At 71.1% G+C, this 20,141-nt stretch carries 13 protein-coding genes; 3 read left to right on the top strand and 10 right to left on the bottom strand.

The annotated features are described in order from the left end of the window. Nucleotides 1-61: 61 nt before the first annotated feature. The 7 genes from ABZ865_RS01435 to ABZ865_RS01405 all read right to left on the bottom strand — a co-directional run bounded on the left by ABZ865_RS01435 (nucleotide 62) and on the right by ABZ865_RS01405 (nucleotide 10,507). Nucleotides 62-1,177, bottom strand: a complete 1,116-nt coding sequence (locus tag ABZ865_RS01435) for a glycosyltransferase family A protein (protein ID WP_361222266.1) — start codon at nucleotides 1,175-1,177, stop codon at nucleotides 62-64. A 388-nt stretch (nucleotides 1,178-1,565) separates the two neighbouring features. Then, nucleotides 1,566-3,011, bottom strand: a complete 1,446-nt coding sequence (gene obgE / locus ABZ865_RS01430; protein ID WP_361222264.1) for a GTPase ObgE — start codon at nucleotides 3,009-3,011, stop codon at nucleotides 1,566-1,568. Nucleotides 3,012-3,131: 120 nt separating this feature from the next. After that, nucleotides 3,132-3,386: a 50S ribosomal protein L27 gene (gene rpmA / locus ABZ865_RS01425; protein ID WP_361222263.1), complete on the bottom strand. Its 255-nt coding sequence runs from the start codon at nucleotides 3,384-3,386 to the stop codon at nucleotides 3,132-3,134. 13 nt (nucleotides 3,387-3,399) lie between these two features. Further along, nucleotides 3,400-3,720 carry a 50S ribosomal protein L21 gene (gene rplU / locus ABZ865_RS01420; protein ID WP_361222261.1) on the bottom strand — a complete coding sequence of 107 codons (321 nt, stop codon included), beginning with the start codon at nucleotides 3,718-3,720 and terminating at the stop codon, nucleotides 3,400-3,402. A 270-nt stretch (nucleotides 3,721-3,990) separates the two neighbouring features. Beyond that, nucleotides 3,991-8,337: an Rne/Rng family ribonuclease gene (locus ABZ865_RS01415; RefSeq protein ID WP_361222259.1), complete on the bottom strand. Its 4,347-nt coding sequence runs from the start codon at nucleotides 8,335-8,337 to the stop codon at nucleotides 3,991-3,993. A gap of 262 nt (nucleotides 8,338-8,599) precedes the next feature. Continuing rightward, nucleotides 8,600-9,385 carry a TIGR03936 family radical SAM-associated protein gene (locus ABZ865_RS01410; protein ID WP_361222257.1) on the bottom strand — a complete coding sequence of 262 codons (786 nt, stop codon included), beginning with the start codon at nucleotides 9,383-9,385 and terminating at the stop codon, nucleotides 8,600-8,602. A gap of 48 nt (nucleotides 9,386-9,433) precedes the next feature. Beyond that, entirely contained in the window at nucleotides 9,434-10,507 is a 1,074-nt protein-coding gene (locus ABZ865_RS01405) for a hypothetical protein (protein WP_361222255.1), read from the bottom strand. Nucleotides 10,508-10,782: 275 nt separating this feature from the next. Here ABZ865_RS01405 and ABZ865_RS01400 point away from each other — a divergent pair, with 275 nt between their 5' ends. Next, complete coding sequence (locus ABZ865_RS01400; RefSeq protein ID WP_361222253.1) at nucleotides 10,783-11,694, top strand: hypothetical protein; 912 nt, start codon at nucleotides 10,783-10,785, stop codon at nucleotides 11,692-11,694. A gap of 111 nt (nucleotides 11,695-11,805) precedes the next feature. Here the strand turns inward: ABZ865_RS01400 and ABZ865_RS01395 are convergent, their stop codons facing one another. After that, nucleotides 11,806-13,239 carry a glycosyltransferase family 39 protein gene (locus ABZ865_RS01395; RefSeq protein WP_361222251.1) on the bottom strand — a complete coding sequence of 478 codons (1,434 nt, stop codon included), beginning with the start codon at nucleotides 13,237-13,239 and terminating at the stop codon, nucleotides 11,806-11,808. Between the two features lie 266 nt (nucleotides 13,240-13,505). Between ABZ865_RS01395 and ABZ865_RS01390 the strand changes: the two genes are divergently transcribed. Next, nucleotides 13,506-14,633: a glycosyltransferase gene (locus ABZ865_RS01390; protein ID WP_361222250.1), complete on the top strand. Its 1,128-nt coding sequence runs from the start codon at nucleotides 13,506-13,508 to the stop codon at nucleotides 14,631-14,633. A gap of 33 nt (nucleotides 14,634-14,666) precedes the next feature. Here ABZ865_RS01390 and ABZ865_RS01385 read toward each other — a convergent pair whose 3' ends face one another. Continuing rightward, complete coding sequence (locus tag ABZ865_RS01385; protein WP_361222248.1) at nucleotides 14,667-17,315, bottom strand: amino acid permease; 2,649 nt, start codon at nucleotides 17,313-17,315, stop codon at nucleotides 14,667-14,669. A gap of 45 nt (nucleotides 17,316-17,360) precedes the next feature. Continuing rightward, on the bottom strand, nucleotides 17,361-18,935 hold the full coding sequence (locus ABZ865_RS01380; RefSeq protein WP_361222246.1) for a DUF1254 domain-containing protein: 1,575 nt from the start codon (nucleotides 18,933-18,935) through the stop codon (nucleotides 17,361-17,363). A 290-nt stretch (nucleotides 18,936-19,225) separates the two neighbouring features. Between ABZ865_RS01380 and ABZ865_RS01375 the strand changes: the two genes are divergently transcribed. Then, nucleotides 19,226-19,696: a VOC family protein gene (locus ABZ865_RS01375; protein ID WP_361222244.1), complete on the top strand. Its 471-nt coding sequence runs from the start codon at nucleotides 19,226-19,228 to the stop codon at nucleotides 19,694-19,696. Nucleotides 19,697-20,141: the final 445 nt, after the last annotated feature.

Raw genomic sequence — 20,141 nt, 5'->3', positions numbered from 1 at the left:
GGGCCCCGCCCCGTCTGTATGCGCCGCCCTGGCGGTGTTGCGCCACCCTTGCCGTACGCGGTCAACGGCCGAGCCGCAGGCGGCGTCTGACGGCCTTGAGCACCCTGGCGGGGGTGTACCGGCCACGCCTCCCGCGCGGCTGGGGCGTCGCCGTGGCCGCCGGCGCCGGCTTCGGCTCGGGCCTGGGGACCAGCGTGGTCAGGGCGGTGAGTTCCTCGACGAGCCCCTGGGAGATCAGCAGGCAGCGCAGCCGGGACAGCGGCGGCAGCTGGGCCACGAGCGGCTGCGGCATGTACGTGCTCAGCAGCTGCCCGGCCAGCTTCACATGCAGGCCGCGGGTCTCCTCCGGGAGGTCGGCGAAGCGCTGGTCGAAGCGGCCGAGGATCTCCAGGGTGAGCCAGCGGTAGAGCAGCTTGTCGCGCTTCTTGCCGGCCGGGACGTGGGCCGTGACGATGTCCAGCACGTCGCGCACGTTGGCGTAGAAGCGGGCCGGGTCCGGGGTCTCCTGGGTGAGGTGCGGGAAGTCGTCGCGGCGGACCAGGTAGTAGCAGTCGTAGTCGGACACGACGGAGATCGACCGGGCCAGCAGGTAGGCGGGCACGACGAAGACCTGTTCCTCGGCCAGCCGGATGCCCTCGGCGAAGCGGAGCCCGTGCTCCATGACCAGGGAGCGCCGGAAGAGTTTGTGCGCGGTGAGCGACCAGACGCCCTTGGACGAGAAGATGTCGCCCCCGTCCACGTTGGCGCGGAACGGGGTGACCGGAGCCTTGCGGCCCACGCCCTTGATCTTGCCCAGCACCACGTCGGACGCGTTGCGCTCGGCCGCGGCCACCAGGCGTTCCAGGGCCTCGGTGCCCAGGTAGTCGTCCGGATCGGCGAAGAACAGGAACTCGCCCTCGGCCATGTCGATGGCCCGGTTGCGCGGGCCGCCCGGCGCACCGGAGTTCTCCTGGTGGACCACCCGGATCCGGCCGGGGTGGCGCTCGGCCCACGCGTCGAGCAGCTCACCGCTGCCGTCGGTGGAGCCGTCGTCCACCGCGACGATCTCGATCCGTTCGAACCCGATCGACTGATCGGCGACCGACTGCAGACACTCCGGCAGGTGGTCGACCGCGTTGTGGACCGGAATGATCACGGAGACGGTGAGGCCGGGCCGGTCGGCGGGCACGGGGCCCATATGTCTTCCCCCACGAAACACGACGTACATGGGTGAGGAGCACCACGCAGGCGCTCCTCACCCTCATCAGCCGTGTCACCGTATCGCCGCCCGCGCGTCGAACCGATTTCACTCGTGCGACGGCTGACGCACAGTCATGTGAAGGTGATGTAACAGCCGAACGGGCCTAGGGGGTGTCGTTTGGATCTTGCCGGAGTCGCGGGCCCTGGCACGCACATCTGCCGCGTTGTCGTCGGTCGCCGACTCCCCCACGCTCGAATGGGGCTCGCGCGGGGGGACCCCCACGCGTCGACTCCCTCCTCCGCCTTGCATCTGCACGCACCAGACCCCGCTCGGGTCTGCCAAGAGGCTCGGTCGGCCGGAGCCGGCCTGATCCAAACGACACCCCCTAGAAGGGCTCGAAGTCGTCGAACTCCCGCTGTGCCTCGTCGCGTTCGGCCTGCCGGTCCCTGCGTCGCTGGGCCGCGGGCCTCGGCGCTTCGAGGCGGTGGTCCTCGCCTCGCCGGCCGAGCATCTCCGCGCCCGCCATGACGGACGGCTCCCAGTCGAAGACGACCGCGTTCTCCTCGGGGCCGATGGCGACGCCGTCGCCGGACCGGGCGCCGGCCTTCATCAACTGCTCCTCGACACCGAGGCGGTTGAGCCGGTCGGCGAGGTAGCCGACGGCCTCGTCGTTGTTGAAGTCGGTCTGCCGCACCCAGCGCTCCGGCTTCTCGCCGCGCACCCGGAACAGCGGCTCGCCGCCGACCTCCTCGCGGGTGACCGTGAAGCCCGCGTCGTCCACGGCCTTGGGCCGGATGACGATCCGCGTCGCCTCCTCCTTCGGCTTCGCGGCGCGCGCCCTGCCGACCAGGTCACCGAGGGCGAACGACAGCTCGCGCAGGCCGATGTGCGCCACCGCGGACACCTCGAAGACGCGGTAGCCGCGCGCCTCCAGGTCGGGGCGGACCATCTCGGCGAGGTCCTTGCCGTCCGGCACGTCCACCTTGTTCAGGACGACGATGCGGGGACGGTTGTCGAGGCCGCCGTACTGCCGCAGCTCCTCCTCGATGATGTCGAGGTCGGAGACCGGGTCGCGGTCGGACTCCAGGGTCGCGGTGTCCAGCACGTGCACCAGCACACTGCACCGCTCCACGTGCCGCAGGAACTCCAGGCCGAGGCCCTTGCCCTGGCTGGCGCCTGGGATCAGACCGGGCACGTCGGCGATGGTGTAGACGGTCGAACCGGCCGTCACCACGCCCAGGTTGGGGACGAGGGTGGTGAACGGGTAGTCGGCGATCTTCGGCTTGGCCGCGCTGAGCACGGAGATCAGCGAGGACTTGCCGGCGCTCGGGTAGCCCACCAGGGCCACGTCGGCGACGGTCTTCAGCTCCAGGACGATGTCCTGCAGGTCACCGGGCTCGCCGAGCAGCGCGAAGCCGGGCGCCTTGCGACGGGCGCTCGCCAGCGCCGCGTTGCCGAGACCGCCCCGGCCGCCCTGCGCGGCGACGTACGAGGTGCCGTGGCCGACCAGATCGGCCAGCACGTTGCCCGCCTTGTCCAGCACGACCGTGCCGTCCGGCACCGGCAGGACCAGGTCCTGGCCGTCCTTGCCGGAGCGGTTGCCGCCCTCGCCGGGCTTGCCGTTGGTGGCCTTGCGGTGCGGGGAGTGGTGGTATTCGAGGAGCGTGGTGACCGACTGGTCCACGGTCAGGATGACGTCACCGCCACGGCCGCCGTTACCGCCGTCGGGGCCGCCGAGCGGCTTGAACTTCTCCCGGTGGACGGAGGCACAGCCGTGGCCTCCGTTACCCGCGGCGACATGCAGATCGACGCGGTCCACGAAGGTGGTCATGGTTCAGTGCCTCCAGAAAAGTACGGGTGTTTCTTGCTTAACACGCGAAAGGCGGACCCGCCTTCCCGACCGGGAAGTGAGGTCCGCCTCGCGAAAGCGTTCGGTGCTGAATCAGATGATTCAGGCGACCGGAACGATGTTCACGACCTTGCGGCCACGGTGGGTGCCGAACTGCACCGAACCGGCCTGCAGCGCGAACAGCGTGTCGTCGCCACCACGGCCGACACCGGCGCCGGGGTGGAAGTGGGTGCCGCGCTGACGAACCAGGATCTCACCAGCGTTGACGAGCTGACCGCCGAAGCGCTTCACGCCGAGCCGCTGGGCATTGGAGTCGCGACCGTTCCGGGTGGACGATGCGCCCTTCTTGTGTGCCATGTCTCCTCAGTCCTTACTTCGCAGCCGCGGGGATCGCGGTGACCTTGATCGCCGTGTACTGCTGGCGGTGGCCCTGGCGACGGCGGTAGCCGGTCTTGTTCTTGTAGCGAAGGATGTCGATCTTGACGCCCTTGTGGTGGTCCACGACCTCGGCCTGGACCTTGATGCCGGCCAGCACCCACGGGTCGCTGGTCACAGCGTCGCCGTCGACAACGAGCAGGGTCGAGAGCTCGACCGTGTCGCCAACCTTGGCGGTGGAAATCTTGTCAACCTCAACGATGTCGCCGACAGCAACCTTGTGCTGGCGACCACCGCTGCGCACGATGGCGTACACGCGGATCTCTCTTTCGCTCGAAATACGGCACCCCCGAAGGCCAGCCGCCCAGAAACATCACGGACGACCTCTCCCGGCCAACCCTGTGCCCGGGAGGAAGAGGTTTACGGGGATGTGGCGTGCTCAGTGGACACGCCGACGGTCAAGGTTACGGGGCGCCTGCCGAAGGGGTCAAACCGGGCCGCGCCCCACAGCTGTGCGGCCCGTCACACGGACGGGCCGCGGGTGGGGGCCGGTCGCTCGGACCAGCCCCCACCCACAATGCTGGGTTCAGCTCTCGTCGGCGGCGGCGGAGACCGTGGTGGTCTTCTTCGCCGTCGACTTGGCGGCGGCCGTCTTGGCGGTCTTGGCCGCCTTCTTGGCCGTCGTCTTCTTGGCGGCCGTCTTCTTGGCCGCGGTCTTCTTGGTGGCCGCCTTCTTCGCCGTGGCCTTCTTGGCCGCCTTGCGGGCGGTCTTCCTGGCCGGCGCGGCCTCCTCCGCCGTCTCCTCGGCGGCGGGCGCCTCGTCGGCCGCCTCCTCGGACGCGGCCGACGGGACGACCACGACGGCCGTCTCCTCGGCCGTGGTCGGCGCGGTGGTCTTGCGCACGACACGGCGACGCGGGCGGGCCGGGGCCACGCTCTCGGCGGGCTCCTCCGCGACCGGGGCCACCGCCTCGGGCTCGGGCTCCGCCACCGGCGCCTCGGTCACCGGCGCGGTCTCCACGACGGTCACCACGGCCGCCTCGGCCCCCACCGGGGAACCGGCCGGCGCCGACACCTTCCGGGTGGCCCGACGCCGCGTACGGCCCTTGGGCGCGGCCTCCTCGGCAGCGGCCTCCGGAGCCGTCACGGGCTCCTCGGCGGCCACGGCCGGGGCGGCCTCCGGCTCGGCGACCGGCTCCGGCTGCGCCGGACGCGCGGCTTCCGCGGTGGGCGTGACCACCTCGGCCGCCGGCCACTCGGCGGTCTCGGTCACCGGCGTCTCGGCCACCGGCGTCTCAGCCGTCACGGCGACCTCGTCCGCCACCCGCGCGCCCTTGCGGCTCGCGGCCTTCGGCGCACCGGCCGGCGCGGAAGCCCGGCGGCTCGCGCGGCGCCGCGAACGGCCACGAGTGGCCGCCGCCTCCGCCTCGGCGACGCTGCTGTACAGCTCCTCGTCCGGCGCGAACTCGGGGGCCGGCAGGGCCACCGGCTCGGCCAGTTCGGCGGCCACTTCGACGGCGGTCTCCAGCTCCGGCTCGACGGCCTCGCCGGTCTCCGCCGCCACGGCGGCGACCTCGTGCTCGGGCACGTGCCCGTCACCGCCGCGGCCGCGCTTCTTGCGCTTGCCACCGCCACCACCGCCGACGGCGGTCGGCTGCTCCATGTGCACGATGACGCCACGGCCGTTGCAGTGGACGCAGGTCTCGGAGAAGGACTCCAGCAGACCCTGGCCGACCCGCTTGCGGGTCATCTGCACCAGGCCCAGCGAGGTCACCTCGGCCACCTGGTGCTTCGTACGGTCGCGGCCCAGGCACTCCAGCAGGCGGCGCAGCACCAGGTCGCGGTTGGACTCCAGGACCATGTCGATGAAGTCGATGACGATGATGCCGCCGAGGTCGCGCAGCCGCAGCTGGCGCACGATCTCCTCGGCCGCCTCCAGGTTGTTCCTGGTGACCGTCTCCTCGAGGTTGCCGCCCTGACCGGTGAACTTGCCGGTGTTGACGTCGACGACGACCATCGCCTCGGTCCGGTCGATCACCAGCGAACCGCCGCTGGGCAGCCAGACCTTGCGGTCCAGCGCCTTGGAGAGCTGCTCGTCGATCCGGTAGGTGGCGAAGACGTCGACCTCGGAGGTCCACTTCTGCAGCCGCTCGGCCAGGTCCGGGGCCACGTGCGAGACGTACCCGTGGACCGTGTCCCAGGCGTCGTCACCGCTGACGACGACCTTGGAGAAGTCCTCGTTGAAGATGTCGCGCACGACCCGGACGGTCATGTCCGGCTCGCCGTACAGCAGCGTCGGAGCGTTGCCGCTCTTCGCCTTCTTCTGGATCTCCTCCCACTGCGCCTGCAGCCGCTCGACGTCCCGGCGCAGCTCGTCCTCGCTCGCGCCCTCGGCGGCGGTGCGCACGATGACGCCCGCGTCCTCGGGGACGATCTTCTTGAGGATGGTCTTCAGACGCGCGCGCTCGGTGTCGGGCAGCTTGCGGCTGATGCCGGTCATGGAGCCCTCGGGGACGTACACGAGGTAACGGCCCGGCAGGGAGACCTGGCTGGTCAGACGGGCGCCCTTGTGACCGATCGGGTCCTTCGTCACCTGGACGAGCACCGACTGGCCGGACTTCAGGGCGGACTCGATACGGCGCGGGCCGTTGGCCATGCCCAGCGCCTCGAAGTTGACCTCACCGGCGTACAGGACGGCGTTGCGGCCCTTGCCGATGTCGATGAAGGCGGCCTCCATCGACGGCAGCACGTTCTGGACCTTGCCCAGGTAGACGTTGCCGACGTACGAGGTGGCCTGCTCCTTGTTGACGTAATGCTCGACGAGCACGCCGTCCTCGAGGACGCCGATCTGGGTGCGCTCGCCGTGCTGGCGCACGACCATCACGCGCTCGACGGCCTCGCGGCGGGCCAGGAACTCGGCCTCGGTGATGATCGGGACGCGACGGCGGCCCTGCTCACGGCCTTCCCGGCGGCGCTGCTTCTTCGCCTCCAGACGGGTCGAGCCCTTGATGGACTGCACCTCGTCGGACGGCTCGGCGGGCTTGCGGGGCTCGCGGACCTTGACGACCGTGCGCTCCGGGTCGCCCTCACCGGGCTCGGTGTCGACGCCGGTGTCACCGGCACGACGACGGCGACGACGACGGCGACGGCTGCCGGCGGAGCCGGCCTCGTCGCGCGCCTCCTCGGCGTCCTCTTCCTCCTGCTCGGCGGTGTCCTCGGCGTCCTGCTCGGCCTGCTCGGCGGCCAGCTCCTCGGCCTCGGCGTCCGCGCCCTCACCGGCCTCGCCCTCGGCGACGTCACCCCGGCGACGGCGACGGCCGCCCCGGCGACGACGGCGGCGGGCGCCGGACTCCTCCGAGCCCTCGGCCTCCTCGCCCTCGGCGCCTTCCTCGTCCTCCTCCGGCTCCTCGGCCTCGGCGGCCTCAGCCTCAGCGGCCTGCGGCTCCTCGGCGAAGGCGGCACCCCGGCGGCGACGGCGACGGCGGGCGCCGCTCTCGGCGCGCTCCTCCGCGTACGCCTCGGTCTCCTCGGCCTCTTCGGCCTCCTCCGGCTCCTCCGCCTCGGCGGCCTCGGCGGCGGCCTGGGCCGCGGCCCGCTCCGGGGTCTGGAACATCGGCTCGGTGAACACCGGCGCCTGGAACACGGCCACGGCGGGGCGTGCCGGCCGGCGCGGCGACTCGGCCTCGGCGGCCTCGGCCGGCGCGGCGGCGCGCTGCGCGGGCTCGGAGAAGCCACCGGCGGCCTGTCGCACGACGCGACGGCGGCGACGTGGCGCCGCGCCCTCGGCGGGGGCCTCGGCAGCGGGTGCCTGCGGCGCCTGAGCGGCCTCGGCGGCTTCCGCGGTCTCGGCTACCACGGCGGCCTGCTCGTCGGCCTTGGCCTCGGTGGTGGCGGGTGCCTCGGCCGTCTCGCTCGCGGGAGCGCCGGCGGGCGCGGAGACGCGGCGCGTGGCCCGGCGGCGGGTACGGCGCGGCGCGGCCTCTTCGGCAGCCTCGACGGCCTCGGCAGCTACGGGCTCCGCCACGGCCTCGGCCACGGAAGCGGCCTCGGCCTCGGCTTCGGCGGCAGCCGGTACGACGGATTCGGCGGCAGCCGGGGTTCCGGCGGGCGCGGTCGCGCGACGGGTGGCCCGGCGACGCGTACGACCGGCCGGCGCGGCCTCCGCCTCGACGGCGGGAACGGCTTCTGCGGCCTCAGCGGCCTCTGCGGCTTCCTCGGCGACCGGGGTCTCCTCGGCAGCCGCGACCTCCGGCGCCTCGGCGGCCTCCGGCGCACCGGCCGGGGCGGAGGCACGCCGGGTGGCGCGGCGACGCGGACGGCTCGGGGCCTCGGCCTCGGCGACCACCTCGGCCTCGGCCTGCACGGCCGCCGCCTCCGGCTGCTCCACCTTCTCCTCGGCCTTCTCCTCCGGGCTCTCGGCCGAGGCCGAAGCCGGGGTTCCGGCGGGTGCGGACACCCGGCGCGTGGCCCGGCGGCGGGTACGGCGGGGAGCGGCTTCCTCGGCGGCCTCAGCGGCCTCCGCCTCAGCAGCCTCAGTGGCCTCAGCCTCAGCAGGCTCGACAGTCTCGGCGGGCTCGACGGCGGCGGTCGTCGCCGGAACGACCGTTTCCGCGGCCTCCGCGGACGCGGGCGAACCGGTCGGCGCGGCGGCGCGGCGGGTGGCCCGGCGGCGGGTGCGGCCTGCGGGTGCGGGCTCCTCGGCGGCGGGTGCCGCCACGGCCGCGCCCTCGGCCTGGGCCTTCTCCTCGGCGACGAGGACCTCGTCGTCCGGCGCGGCGGCCGGTATGGCCGGCGCGGTGACCTCGGCGGCCGCCGACGCCTCGGCGGGCGGGCCCGCCGGGCGGGATGCGGCACGGCGACGCCTGCGCGGCGGCAGGGTGTCGCTGGGCGTGTTCAGTTCGGAACCCTCGTTGGGTTCGATCGGCTCGAGCATGCGGGCGTTTCTCCCGTCAGGCTCCCGGGCGCCGCGCCTGGTCCGGCGCCGGTCACGATGGACCGTCCGCCGTTGACGTCCGCGGCCCGCGCGATGCGCGATGGCCGCCGTCCGGGGCGCGGGCGCCACACGGGAGCACTCTGTGTCCTGTCTCGCCGGTTCCGTACGCCTTGTCGGTACGGCCTGGCGAAAGTCTTCTGGTCGGTGCGCTGCCCGACCCAGGTGGCTCCCGAGTACGAGGGCGGCGCTACGACGTCCGTCCTTACGCGGCACCTTCCGGCGTCGGCGCCGCCGCGGCGGCGGCCGGTACGGCCTCCTGGGCCTCGGCTGCCTCGCGGTCGGGCGCGAGCGGGTCGGTCACCGTGCCGGTCTCTTCATCGAGCAGCCCCTGCGCCAGCCTGGTCACCGCTGCGGGGACCGGCGGCGCCAGGTCGGCCACGGCGCGGAGACCGGACAGGACGTCGTCGGGTCGCACGGCAGGCGTCACGTGCCGAACAACCAGCCGCAGTATCGCACAGGGCTGGTCGGTCGGCCTATCAGCCTGCGAACTGTGCGCTCTCAGGCATTCCAGGGATGCGACGGCCGAGCGGGCGTCGAAGGTGCGGACGCCGTTCTTGGTCATGCGCTGGACCTCGACGGTGTCGGCCTTGGTGAAGGCCTCCACCGCACGCTCGGCGTCGACCGGGTCGACACCGTCCAGCCGCAGCTCCCACACGGACGCCGTGAGCCGGTCGGCGAGGCCCGAGGTCCGTGCCTCGACCGCGTCGACGATGTCGAGCCCGGCGGGCAGCGACTCGTCGAGGAGGACGCGCAGGGTCTCGGGGTCGCGCGACGCGGTCAGCGCGATCTCCAGGTACTCCGCCTCACTGCCCGTGCCGGTGGGTGCGGCATTGGCGTACGACACCTTCGGGTGCGGCGTGAATCCGGCCGAGTACGCCATGGGCACCTCGGCACGGCGCAGCGCACGCTCGAAGGCGCGCTGGAAGTCACGGTGGCTGGTGAACCGGAGGCGGCCGCGCTTGGTGTAGCGCAGTCGGATGCGCTGCACCGCGGGTGCGGGCGGCGGGCCTTCGGGCTGTCGCTTGCCCAGTGTCGTTCAGTCCTTCGTGAGAGCGGTCGTACTGCTACCAAGAGTACGTGTCTCGCGCCCCGAGGGTTCCCCTCGGTCCACCGCGACCGGCTGCCGGGGCTCGCCGAAGAGCACCCTCCTGAAGTCGGCGCGGGCCTGCCGTACGGTGTCGCGGGCGGTGGCCAGCGCCTGCCGTACGACCCGGCCCACCCCGCGCACGGCCTCGGCGGACGGCCGCAGGACGTAGTCCCGTACGACGTGTCCGACAGGGGTCAGGACCGTGCGGTACACCCAGCGCAGCGGCTCCACGAAGACCCACCGGAAGAGGGTCGCCAGCGCCCGCCCGACGGCAAGGGAGATCCGTCCGGCGATCCGCCAGGCGTGCCCGAGGGCCTCCCCGATCTCCCGCACGACGACGGCGAGGGCCCGGCCGACGGGTGCGAGCACCCAGCGCCACAGGGCGAGGGCGGGCAGGACGAACAGGACACGGGCCGTCCAGTACAGGACCACGCCGATCCCGGTGACGACGGCACCGACGAACCACGCCACGGCCCGCCCGACAGGGACGAGGACCCAGTCATACACCCATCGCGCGGGCACGACGACCAGATACCGCACCAGCCAGGCGACGGCGGCGGCGAACAGGAGGCCAACACCCTTCAGCAGCCAGGCGATCCCCCGTCCGATCGGCGCGAGCACGCGCGCGTACAACCCCTCCAGGCCCGCCCCGACCCCGCGCGCGAGCCAGGCGAGTCCGTGTCCGACCGGGGCCAGTACATACATGTACAGCAACCGCAGCGGTACGACGAGGAGGACGTGACCGAGCCATCCGAGCGCCTTCCCGACGGGTACGACGACATACCGCCACAGTGCGACGAACGGCCGGACGAACACCGCCCGGCCGAGCCACGACAACGCGCGCCCCACCGGCCGCAACACGGTGCCGTACAGGAACCGGCCGACGACGACCAGCGCGTCCCACACCATCCGCACCGGCACCACCAGCACAAGTACGACGATACGTATGGGAATGCGGAGCGCAACGACCAGGCACCCCTCCGGTTCCGGCCGCCGCGGCTCGGGCGTCTTCTCGAACTCCATGTCCACGTAGACGCCTCGGTCCCCCGTCCGGATCCAATACCGCAGCTTCCTGGCGCGTTCGCCCTCGAACGGCCGCGCCGCGCACAGTCCCGGACATGACCCCAAAGAGATGCCGCAGAATGACAAATGAGCCACCAGAGGGCACCAATTAGTCCAATATGTGGATAAAAAAGGCGTGTTTCGACCAACTTGACCGCTCAACCCGTCGCTCAAGCGTCAAGCTCGCAATCGGATTCGGGAGTTCGCCCGGACCTGTTGACGCAAGGAGCACGCAGATGAGTCCTGAGTACAGGACGACTTCGCCACTCGGGCCGCTGGCACGAGAGCGGTTCAAGAAGGCCGGCATGGTGGCCTCGCTCACACTGGTCCTCGCCACCGGCGTGGTCAGCCCCGCCGCGATGGCAGCGGACGTCATGCACGGCCGCGCTGCCGTGACGAGCCGCGGTGGCGGCGGCGACGACCGCTGCAAGGAGGAGAACAACCAGCACAAGTCGGTCTCTGGCAAGGGCGGCGGCAAGAACGAGTGCAAGGGTGCGACCGGCGCCACCGGAGCCACCGGGGCGACCGGCCCGAGGGGCAACACCGGCGCGACCGGGGCGACCGGCGCCACCGGAGCCACCGGGGCGACCGGTGCGACCGGTGCGACGGGCGAGGCCGGCACTCCCGGGGCGACCGGCGCCACGGGCAACACCGGCGCCACCGGAGCCACCGGAGCGACGGGCGAGCCCGGCAAGGGCGGCGAGCCCGGCGCCACCGGGGCGACGGGCAACACCGGCGCCACCGGTGCCACGGGCAACACGGGCGCGACAGGGCCGTGCACCGACATCGACGCACAGCAGGACTCGGGCAACTTCGAACTCCGCGCCGCACTGACCCCCTCCGGCACGACGTTCGCGGGCATCCGGGACCTCCGAGGCAGCGACCCGATCCACGCCCTGCGTTGGACGGACATCAGCACCGGTGTGGCGGGTTACCCCCAGGGCCTCGCCTGTGGGGTCTCCATCAACGCGCACGACATGGGCTCTGGTATGACCGATCCCGAGACCGGCACTCACAGCCCCGTCCACATCGACGTCATCACGACCACGGGGGCTGTCTACGAGCGGACCTGTGACGTGAGCACCATGGACCACCCTGCCACCATCACCTGCACCGGCCCCTGGCTACTCACGGTCCAGCAGCCCTAACCAGGGTGTCGCGGCCGGCTCGCACGGAATGAGGCAAGCCGACCGGCACACCACATGAGGGGCGTCCGGTCTGTCACGGACCGGACGCCCCTCGCGTCATCTTCAGGGAAGTCAGCTCTTCTGCCTGCTGTCCCTGCCGCCCCCGCGCACGAGCAGGCTCACCGTCATCCCCGTCACCGGCCGGCTCATGGAAACCGTGTACCGGCTCTGCAAGGCCATCGACTCCCCGGGATCGAGGGCGTTGAAGGGAAAGTCGGTGCCCTGCGTCACCAGCCAGATGCGCCGCTCGTCCTTGAGGCACTGGACCGGGACGGAGCACTGGAGCGGGTAGAGCTCGTTGATCTCGGCGGGGGTCCTGGCCAGGAAGACATCACGCATCTTCAAGTCGCTCGGCAGGTAGTACTGGACTCCGCCGTCGAGCTTCCAGGTGTTCGCACGGTCGTAGATGACAGCGTCCCCGGGCCGGTAGCCGCTCGCGATCACCTCCGCCGCCGCCGCGTAGTCGAGCGGCACCGGGACGTCGTGCTCGAACGGCTGTCGCATCTGCTTCTGATCGGGCAGCGCGAGGACGGCCAGCGCCGCTAGGAGGGCCGCGGTCGCCTTCCAGGACCGGCACACCCGTGCGAGACCCGCGCCGGCCAGGAGCACCCAGGCCGGGAGGGTGAAGAGGACGTAGACCTGGCGGTAGTAGGAGACCGCGCCTTGGGAGGCGGCCCAGACGAGGACGGCGGGCAGCAGGGCCCAGGCTCCGCACAGGAACAGCGGAGCCCTGCGCGGCGAGCGGGCGAAGAGCGCCAGGGCGATCAGCGCTCCGGCGCACAGGGTGGACGCGCAGACGTCATGCAGGAGGGACAGCAGGTCCCAGCCGCCGGGCTTCGGGACCCACCACAGCTGCCGTTGGACCTGGGAGCGGCCGAGCAGGGCGACGGGGGTCACGCAGGCACCGACCGCCATGAGGGCAAGGGCGGACTTCCACCACAGGGAGCGGTTCTGTCGCGCGTGGGCGGCGAGCATGCAGGCGTGGGCGAGTACGACGGACAGCGCGATCAGGTGGAGGAGTCCGACGAAGGTCAGCGCGAGGGAGTAGGCGGCCCATCGCCACAAGCCGCTCGGTTTGTCCAGCACCCGCAGCAGCAGGAGCGTGGCGAGGGCGACGGCGAGGACCACCAGCGCGTAGCTTCGGGCTTCCTGGCCGTAGCGGCTCACCGCCGGCACGAACGCGAAGAGAAGTCCGGCGAGAATTCCGGCACGATATCCGAAGAGCCGGTTCCCGATGAGACCGACGACGGACGCGGCTGCGGAAACGGCCAATACCGTGGGGAGCCGCATGGAAACGACAGAATCCCCGAAGATGCCCACCCACATGTGCATCAGCAAGTAATACGTGCCGTGCACGGCATCGACGTTCTGAAGGGTGGCGAGAATCTGGCCGGTGCTGCGGTTCACCATGTCCCAGGTGACCAGTTCGTCACGGCCCAGCAGAGAGCCGGCCATTCCGAACCCGCTCACCACGAAGGTGACGGCGAACGGCCACAGCCACAGCACCGCCGGGCGCCTTTCGGACTCGGGCGCCGCGACACTCCTCGTTTCCTCGCGAGGCGGCGGCAACTGCGCGGTGATTACCATAAAAATCTCCGATGTTCTGCGGCAGGAACGGCCCCACTTATACACAGACACCGAGAGCCGGGACGACAAGCGCTGGAAATCGTCACCTGTATGGATGCCGAGACGCAGGTGGCGCTGCTTGTGCCGACCTTGACGAAACTGTAAATTCAGCGACCGATCCTTTTCATCACAGAAAAGAAGACGTCATGAAAACGGTCTGCCTTAATATGATTGTCAAGGACGAGGCACATGTGATCCGGCGCTGCCTCGAATCCGTGCGGCCACTGATCGACACCTGGGTGATCCTTGATACGGGCTCGACCGACGGGACCCAGGACGTCATCCGCGAAACCCTTGCCGACCTGCCCGGAGAGCTGCACGAAAGCCCCTGGAAGGGCTTCGATCTGAGCCGCACCGAGGCGATCGACCTGGCGCGCGATCGCGCGGACTACCTCTTGTTCATCGACGCCGACGACGTGATGGACACCGACGCCGGCTTCACCATGCCGGAGCTCTCGCACGACTGCTACGACTTCGAAGTGCGCCACGGTCCCATCGTCCACTGGCGCTCGACGATGGTGTCGACCCGCCTGCCCTGGCGATACGTCGGCGTGCTGCACGAATACCTGGAGTGCGGTACTCAGTTCAGCCGGGCGACCTTCGAGGGCGCGCGCATGGTCATCATGGGCGGCGGCGGCCGCCTCCAGGGCAGTCAGCGGGAGAAGTACCTCCGCGATGCCGCCATCCTCAAGGACGGCCTCGCCAAGGAGCCCGGCAACGCCCGTTACGTCTTCTACCTCGCCCAGAGCTGGCGCGACGCCGGCGAACCCGCGAAGGCGCTCACCCAGTACGACCGGCGCGCCGACATGGGCGGCTTCGCCGAGGAGGTGTTCTGCGCCCGGCTCTACGCGGCCCGGCTCGCGATGGAACTCAAGCGCCGAGCACCCGAAGTCATGGCGCGTTTCCTGGATGCGCACGAGTGCCGGCCCACCCGGGCCGAACCGCTCGGCGAGCTGGCGCGCCTGTGCCGGGTGAACGGAGAGCGCTGGCCGCTCGCCTACATGTTCGCGCGGCGCGCGGCCGAGCTCCCGCAGCCGAACGACATCCTGTTCGTCGAGCACGCCTGGTACGAGTGGCGGGCCCTGGACGAGCTGGCGGTGTCTTCCTACTGGATGGGCGAGTACCGCGAGTCACTGGAGTGCTGCGAGAAGCTGCTGGACGGCGGCAAGCTGCCCGACGCCCACCGCGAGCGCGTCATCGCCAACAGGGACTTCGCGCGGTCCAAGCTGCGGCTGACCGCGGGAGCGAACGCGCACCCGCTCGTCACCACCTGACCCGCCTCCGGCGCCGCCACGGCCCGGGGGCTGCTACCGCCCGTTCGCCGGCGGGACGTCCTGCTCGGTCCAGATGGTCTTGCCGGTGGACGTGTAGCGGGTGCCCCAGTGGTGGGTCATCTGGGCGATGATGAACAGGCCCCGGCCTCCCTCGTCGTCGCTCGCCGCGTGCCGCAGGTTGGGCGTGGTGTGGCCGGTGTCGGACACCTCGCAGATCAGCGTCTGGTCGCGGATCAGGCGTACCTGGATCGGGCCGCCGACGTAGCGGATGGCGTTGGTGACCAGTTCGCTGACGATGAGCTCGGTGGTGAACACCAGGTCGTCCAGCTCCCAGTCGCCGAGCTGCTTGCTGACGGCGGTGCGGATGGTGGCCACGCCAGCCGGGTCCGGGGACAGCTCCCACTGGGCGAACCGGTTCCGGTCGAGCAGGCGGGTGCGGACCAGGAGCAGCGTCGCGTCCTCGTCCACCGCCCCCGGCAGCAGGGTGGCCACCGCCCGGTCGCACAGATCGTCCAGGGAACGTCCACCGTCCGCGAGGACCGGTGAGAGCTTCGCGAGCCCGGCCTCACGGTCGTCGGCCGCCTGGAGGAGGCCACCGGTGAACAGGGCGACGAGGCTGCCCGGCGCAAGCTCCAGTTCCGTGCCCTGGTAGGGCAGACCGCCGACGCCCAGCGCCGGGCCGGGGGGCAGCGCCGGATAGTCGACGACGCCGGTGCGCGGATCGACCACCGCCGGCGTCAGCTCCCCGGCCCGCGCCATGCTGCACTTCCCCGAGATGGGGTCGTACACCGCGTACAGGCAGGTCACCCCCATGGCGTCGTCGACCCACGGCCTCAGATGACCCGGGCCGTGACCGGCACCGCCCTCGTGCGCCGTCTGCTCGACCAGGTCGTCCAGGCGGGACAGGAGCTCGTCCGGGCTCAGGTCCAACCGGGCCAGGACGCGCACACCCGTGCGCAGGCGACCCATGGTGGCGACGGCGCGCAGGCCGTGACCGAGCACGTCCCCGACGACCAGGCCGACCCGGCTGCCCGACAGAGGGATGACGTCGTACCAGTCGCCGCCCACCCCGGAGCCGCTGTCGGCGGGCAGGTAGCGGCTCGCCGACTCGACGGAGGCATGCCGCGGCAGGCAGCCCGGGAGCAGGCTCCGCTGAAGTTTGAGGGCCACACTGTGACCGCGGGTGACCAGCGGCATCAGCAGGAAACCGATCAGCAGGGCGCCCAGGCCCAGGACGGTGACGCCGCCCGTCCTTCCGATCAGCGGCAGGTCGACACTGGTCGTGCCGTACCGGGGGTCCGCGTAGACGACGAAGGTGGCGTACAGGAACAGCGCGAGCATGATCAGCCCGCCCAGCGCCGGCAGCACGCCCTTGAAGACCAGGTCCCGGGTGCTGCGGGTGAGGAACTTGCGGTGGTACCAGACGCAGGCGAAGCCGGTCAGCCCGTACTGGAACGCGATCGCGAGACCGACCGATTCGACCGAGTCGGCCAGGATGTTCTGGCTGAACGACGACAGCAGGACCAGCAGGGCGATCGAGGCGGCGCCCATGCCGACGGTCCCCCAGGTCGGAGTGAGGAACCTGCGGTGGACCCGGGCGAACCGGGCGGGGACGGCCTTGTGGACCGCCATGGAGAAGACGGTCCTGGCCAGGGGCAGGATGGTGGTCTGGGCGGAGGCCGCCGCGGAGGTCAGCACCATCAGCACCAGCAGTCTCGTCAGCAGCAGCCCCGTGCCGCCGGGCCCGAACACTGCCTGGCCCAGCACGGAGAACACGTCGTCCGAGTTGTCCGGGTTGCCGAGCCCGATGCCCGACGTGCCGACACCCGCGAACGCCTGCGCCGACGTGGACACCAGCCCGTACATGACCAGGAGCAGCACGATGGACAGGACCGCGGCGCGCCCGGGGACGCGCGCGCTGTCGATGGTCTCCTCGTTGACCGAGAACGCGGTGTCCCAGCCCCAGTAGAGGAAGACCCCCGCGAGGAGGCCGGAAGTCAGGGCCGTCATCGAGGGCACCTCGAAGGGGTTGAACCAGGAGGCGGTGACGTGGATCGCCGTCGGGGGAGGGTGGGTGTAGACCCTGACCAGCGCGGCGACGGCGAAAAGGACCAGCACCACCACTTCCAGGCACAGCAGCCAGCGCTGCACGGTCGCCGAGACCTCGATGCCGACATAGCAGATCGCGGTCAGCACGGCGATCCAGACGACGCCCGCCACGGTGACCCACAGCCGGTTCTCCCCCAGTTCGTCCAGGCCCACCAACCGGAAGCCGTAGATGGCGGCGATCTCGGCGAGGTTCGCCATGACGAGGACGTCGGCGACGACGATGCCCCAACCGCCCATCCAGCCGGTGCGCGGTCCGAAGGTGCGGGTGGTCCAGGCGAACGTGGTCCCGCAGTCGGCGTTGCTCGCGTTGAGCTCCCGGAAGGCGTACGCGACCAGCAGCATCGGGACGAACGCCAGCATGGTGACGATCGGCGCCTGCAGTCCGACTCCGGCCACGATGATGCCCAGCGTGGCGGCGAGGCTGTACGCCGGGCCGGTGGAGGCGAGGCCCATGACGACCGAGGAGAACAAGCCCAGGGCGTCGTTCTTGAGCCCCTTCCGGCCGGGCCCTGTGCCCGGAGCGGGGCGACCGGCCGAGACGGCACTGCCGAAGAGCCTCACACTTGATTCCAACGCCGGGCCGCTCCCTCTCGCAACAGCGCGGGGGCCGCGGGCAGGTCAGGGGAGTCTGCGTACGACGGGGGGTTCCCAGCTGCCGTCGAGTGCCTCGGGGCGGGGCGCGTACAGGCGCATGGTGATGCCGAGGGGGCCCGTGGGGGCGGGAAGCCAGTTCGCCTGGCGGTCGGGACCGGGGTCGGTGTGGCTGATGAGGATGTCGAGGGAGCCGTCGGCGTTGTGGCTCAGCCGGTCGCGGTCGCCGAGGGCGAAGCGGTTCAGCTCGTTCGCGGTCTGGAAACCGGTGGCGTCGTACATGGTGACCGACCAGAAGGCGGAGACGGGGGGCAGCGCGTCGGCGTCGAAGTGCAGCACGTAGTCGCGCTCGCCCACCAGGGGCTCTCCGTCCGCGTCGACCGCGAGAACGGGATAGACGGCGTCCTCGGGCGGGTTGGCGCCGAGCCCCGCCACGGTGACGACGGCTCGCCGGAAGTAGTCGTTGCCGTAGACGCCGATGCTCTCGTCGATGATGGACCAGCCGTTCACCCGCCGGCCCATGGAGGTGCGGGCGGCCAGAATCTGTTCCAGGGCTTCGGTGGCGCCCGCCTGGATATCGCCGAGTTGCTGCTGTGTGAAGCCGCTGTACTCGAAGGGTCGTCCGGGGACGAGACCGAGATCGGCGATACGGGCCAGGACGGAGAAGTCCGTGGCGTGCGGCGGGTGCACGCTCATCAGTTCGGCACCGCGGCGGAAGAACTCGACGGCGCTGAGTCCGTTGACGAAACTGAGGGGCTCGTCGGTCTCGCCCTGGACGCTCGGGGCGGCCTTTCCGGCGGCCGGCGTGCGCGGGGTGATCGTGTAGCCGTCCTGGATCTCGTTGACGAACTTGTAGTCGTCCGGGCCGTTGGTCTGCGTCCGGCCGATGATCCACACATAGGGCGTGGGTGCCTGGATGACCGTGGAGTCTCCGGGGTCCTCGATCCGTTCGCCGGGGCCGACGAGGGTGTAGTTCTGCGTGCCGGTGCCGGTGGTGCGCTTGCCCGGCGAGGCGAAGACGTCCGTCCACATGTCGAGCATCGGCATCAGGAAGTACCTGTCCCCGGTGTCCTTGATGGACACGTCGACCGGTCCGTCGGTCAGGTCCAGCCACGCCGTCGAATACAGGGTGTCGAAGTTCGGGCGCACCACGAGGCGGAAGTCCGCCGGCGGGAATTCGCGGATGTGGTGGAACTGGTTGGGCGGCCCGAACCCGGGTTTCACATCGGCCGGGAGGCTCACCAGCCGCCGACGCGTGACGTCCATCGTCACCAGCGGATACAAGTAGATGAAGGCCTCACGCCCCAGAGTCCTCAGGTCATCAGCCAGCTTCGCCATGGCGGCCGCTCCTGTCCCAAGAGTGAGCAGATGCACCCCCTTCCACAGGCTGACACGATCCCCGGTCGGCGGCGACGCGTGGCGGACCGGTGTGGGGTGCACGGCGAGCACGGCGATGCCGTCGGTGCTGTCGGCGCCGAACCTGAGGATCAGTTCGTCGCAGAAGACGTCGAGGGGTGCGGGGTGGAGCGTGCGCGGGTGGCGGTGGTGCGGGCCACAGTTCGAACCAGACCGTCTTGTGATCCCCGCTGCTGTGGACGCCATAGCTGGTGGCCAGCTCCGCCACCAGCGCCAGGCCCCTCCCGGTGCAGGCGTACGGATGGCGGTCGTGCGGCACCAGCCCGCGGTCCGGCCGCTGATCGCCGACCCGGACGTGCACCTGTCCCTCGGAGACCCAGAAGCACACCTCGACCTCGGTGCGCGTGGATCAACAGAAACACCTGCCTGGGCAGGCGTCAGGTGTGCCCGGCCCAGCCGGGATCCACCGATGAGTTCCGTCGCCCGGTCCGGTCTACCGGGACGTATGCCATCGAGCCACCGACTGGAGACCCACCATGACCCGTCCCGCGCACCCCGGCCGCATGCTGTTCGTGAACGTCCCCGTGGCGGACCTCGAGCGCAGCAAGGCGTTCTTCGCCAAGCTCGGGTTCAGCTTCAACCCGCTGTTCACCGACGAGACCGCCGCCTGCATGCTGGTCGGCGAGCACGCCTTCGTCATGCTGCTGACCCGCGAGAAGTTCGCGGAGTTCGCGAAGCTGCCGATGGCCGATCCCACCACACACACGCTGGCGCTGTACTCCTTCAGCGTGTCGTCCCGCGAGGAGGTCGACGCGGTCAGCGCCGCCGCGATCGCGGCGGGCGGCTCCGAGGCGGACGGCGCCGAGGACTACGGCTTCATGTACTCACGCAGCTTCTTCGACCTCGACGGCCACGGCTGGCAGGTCATGTGGATGGACCCGGCGGCGGCGGAGCAGGGCCCCGAGGCCTTCGCGACCTCCACGCAGGACGCCGACACCCCGGCCTGACCATTCAAAAGCCACCCGGGGCGGCCCGGCTGCTGCAAGCGTCGGCCACCGCGTGCCACGACGTCGCACTCGGACTGTCCGGCCGGGGCCCGACGCCTTCCGACGCGCCGTACACCGCCGCCGCGGCGGACTTCGAGGCCCACCGCGTCCACCACCGTCATCGCCGACGTGCTCGCCGCCTCGGGCGGGCGGACTGCAGTGCCGGGTTGACCCGCCAAGATCGTGGTGACGCCCTCGCTGGACACAGTGGCCGTACGAGGCGGCTGCCGCTCCCGAACGGGAAGGGGCTCAGCATTCGACACGAAAGACGGCCCTCTGAGGCAGCGGCGTGAGCCGGCTGCGGACCGGTGAGGGACGCCACAAATGAGGCCGACCAGTGGCGCGCGAACCCCCGAGAGGGCTACCGTCGACAGGGAGAACGACCGGTCTTCCTACCTCTGATCCG

This window comes from Streptomyces sp. NPDC047085 (assembly GCF_040643735.1).
Classification (GTDB): domain Bacteria; phylum Actinomycetota; class Actinomycetes; order Streptomycetales; family Streptomycetaceae; genus Streptomyces.
This window is presented reverse-complemented; position numbering and strand designations above follow the sequence as displayed.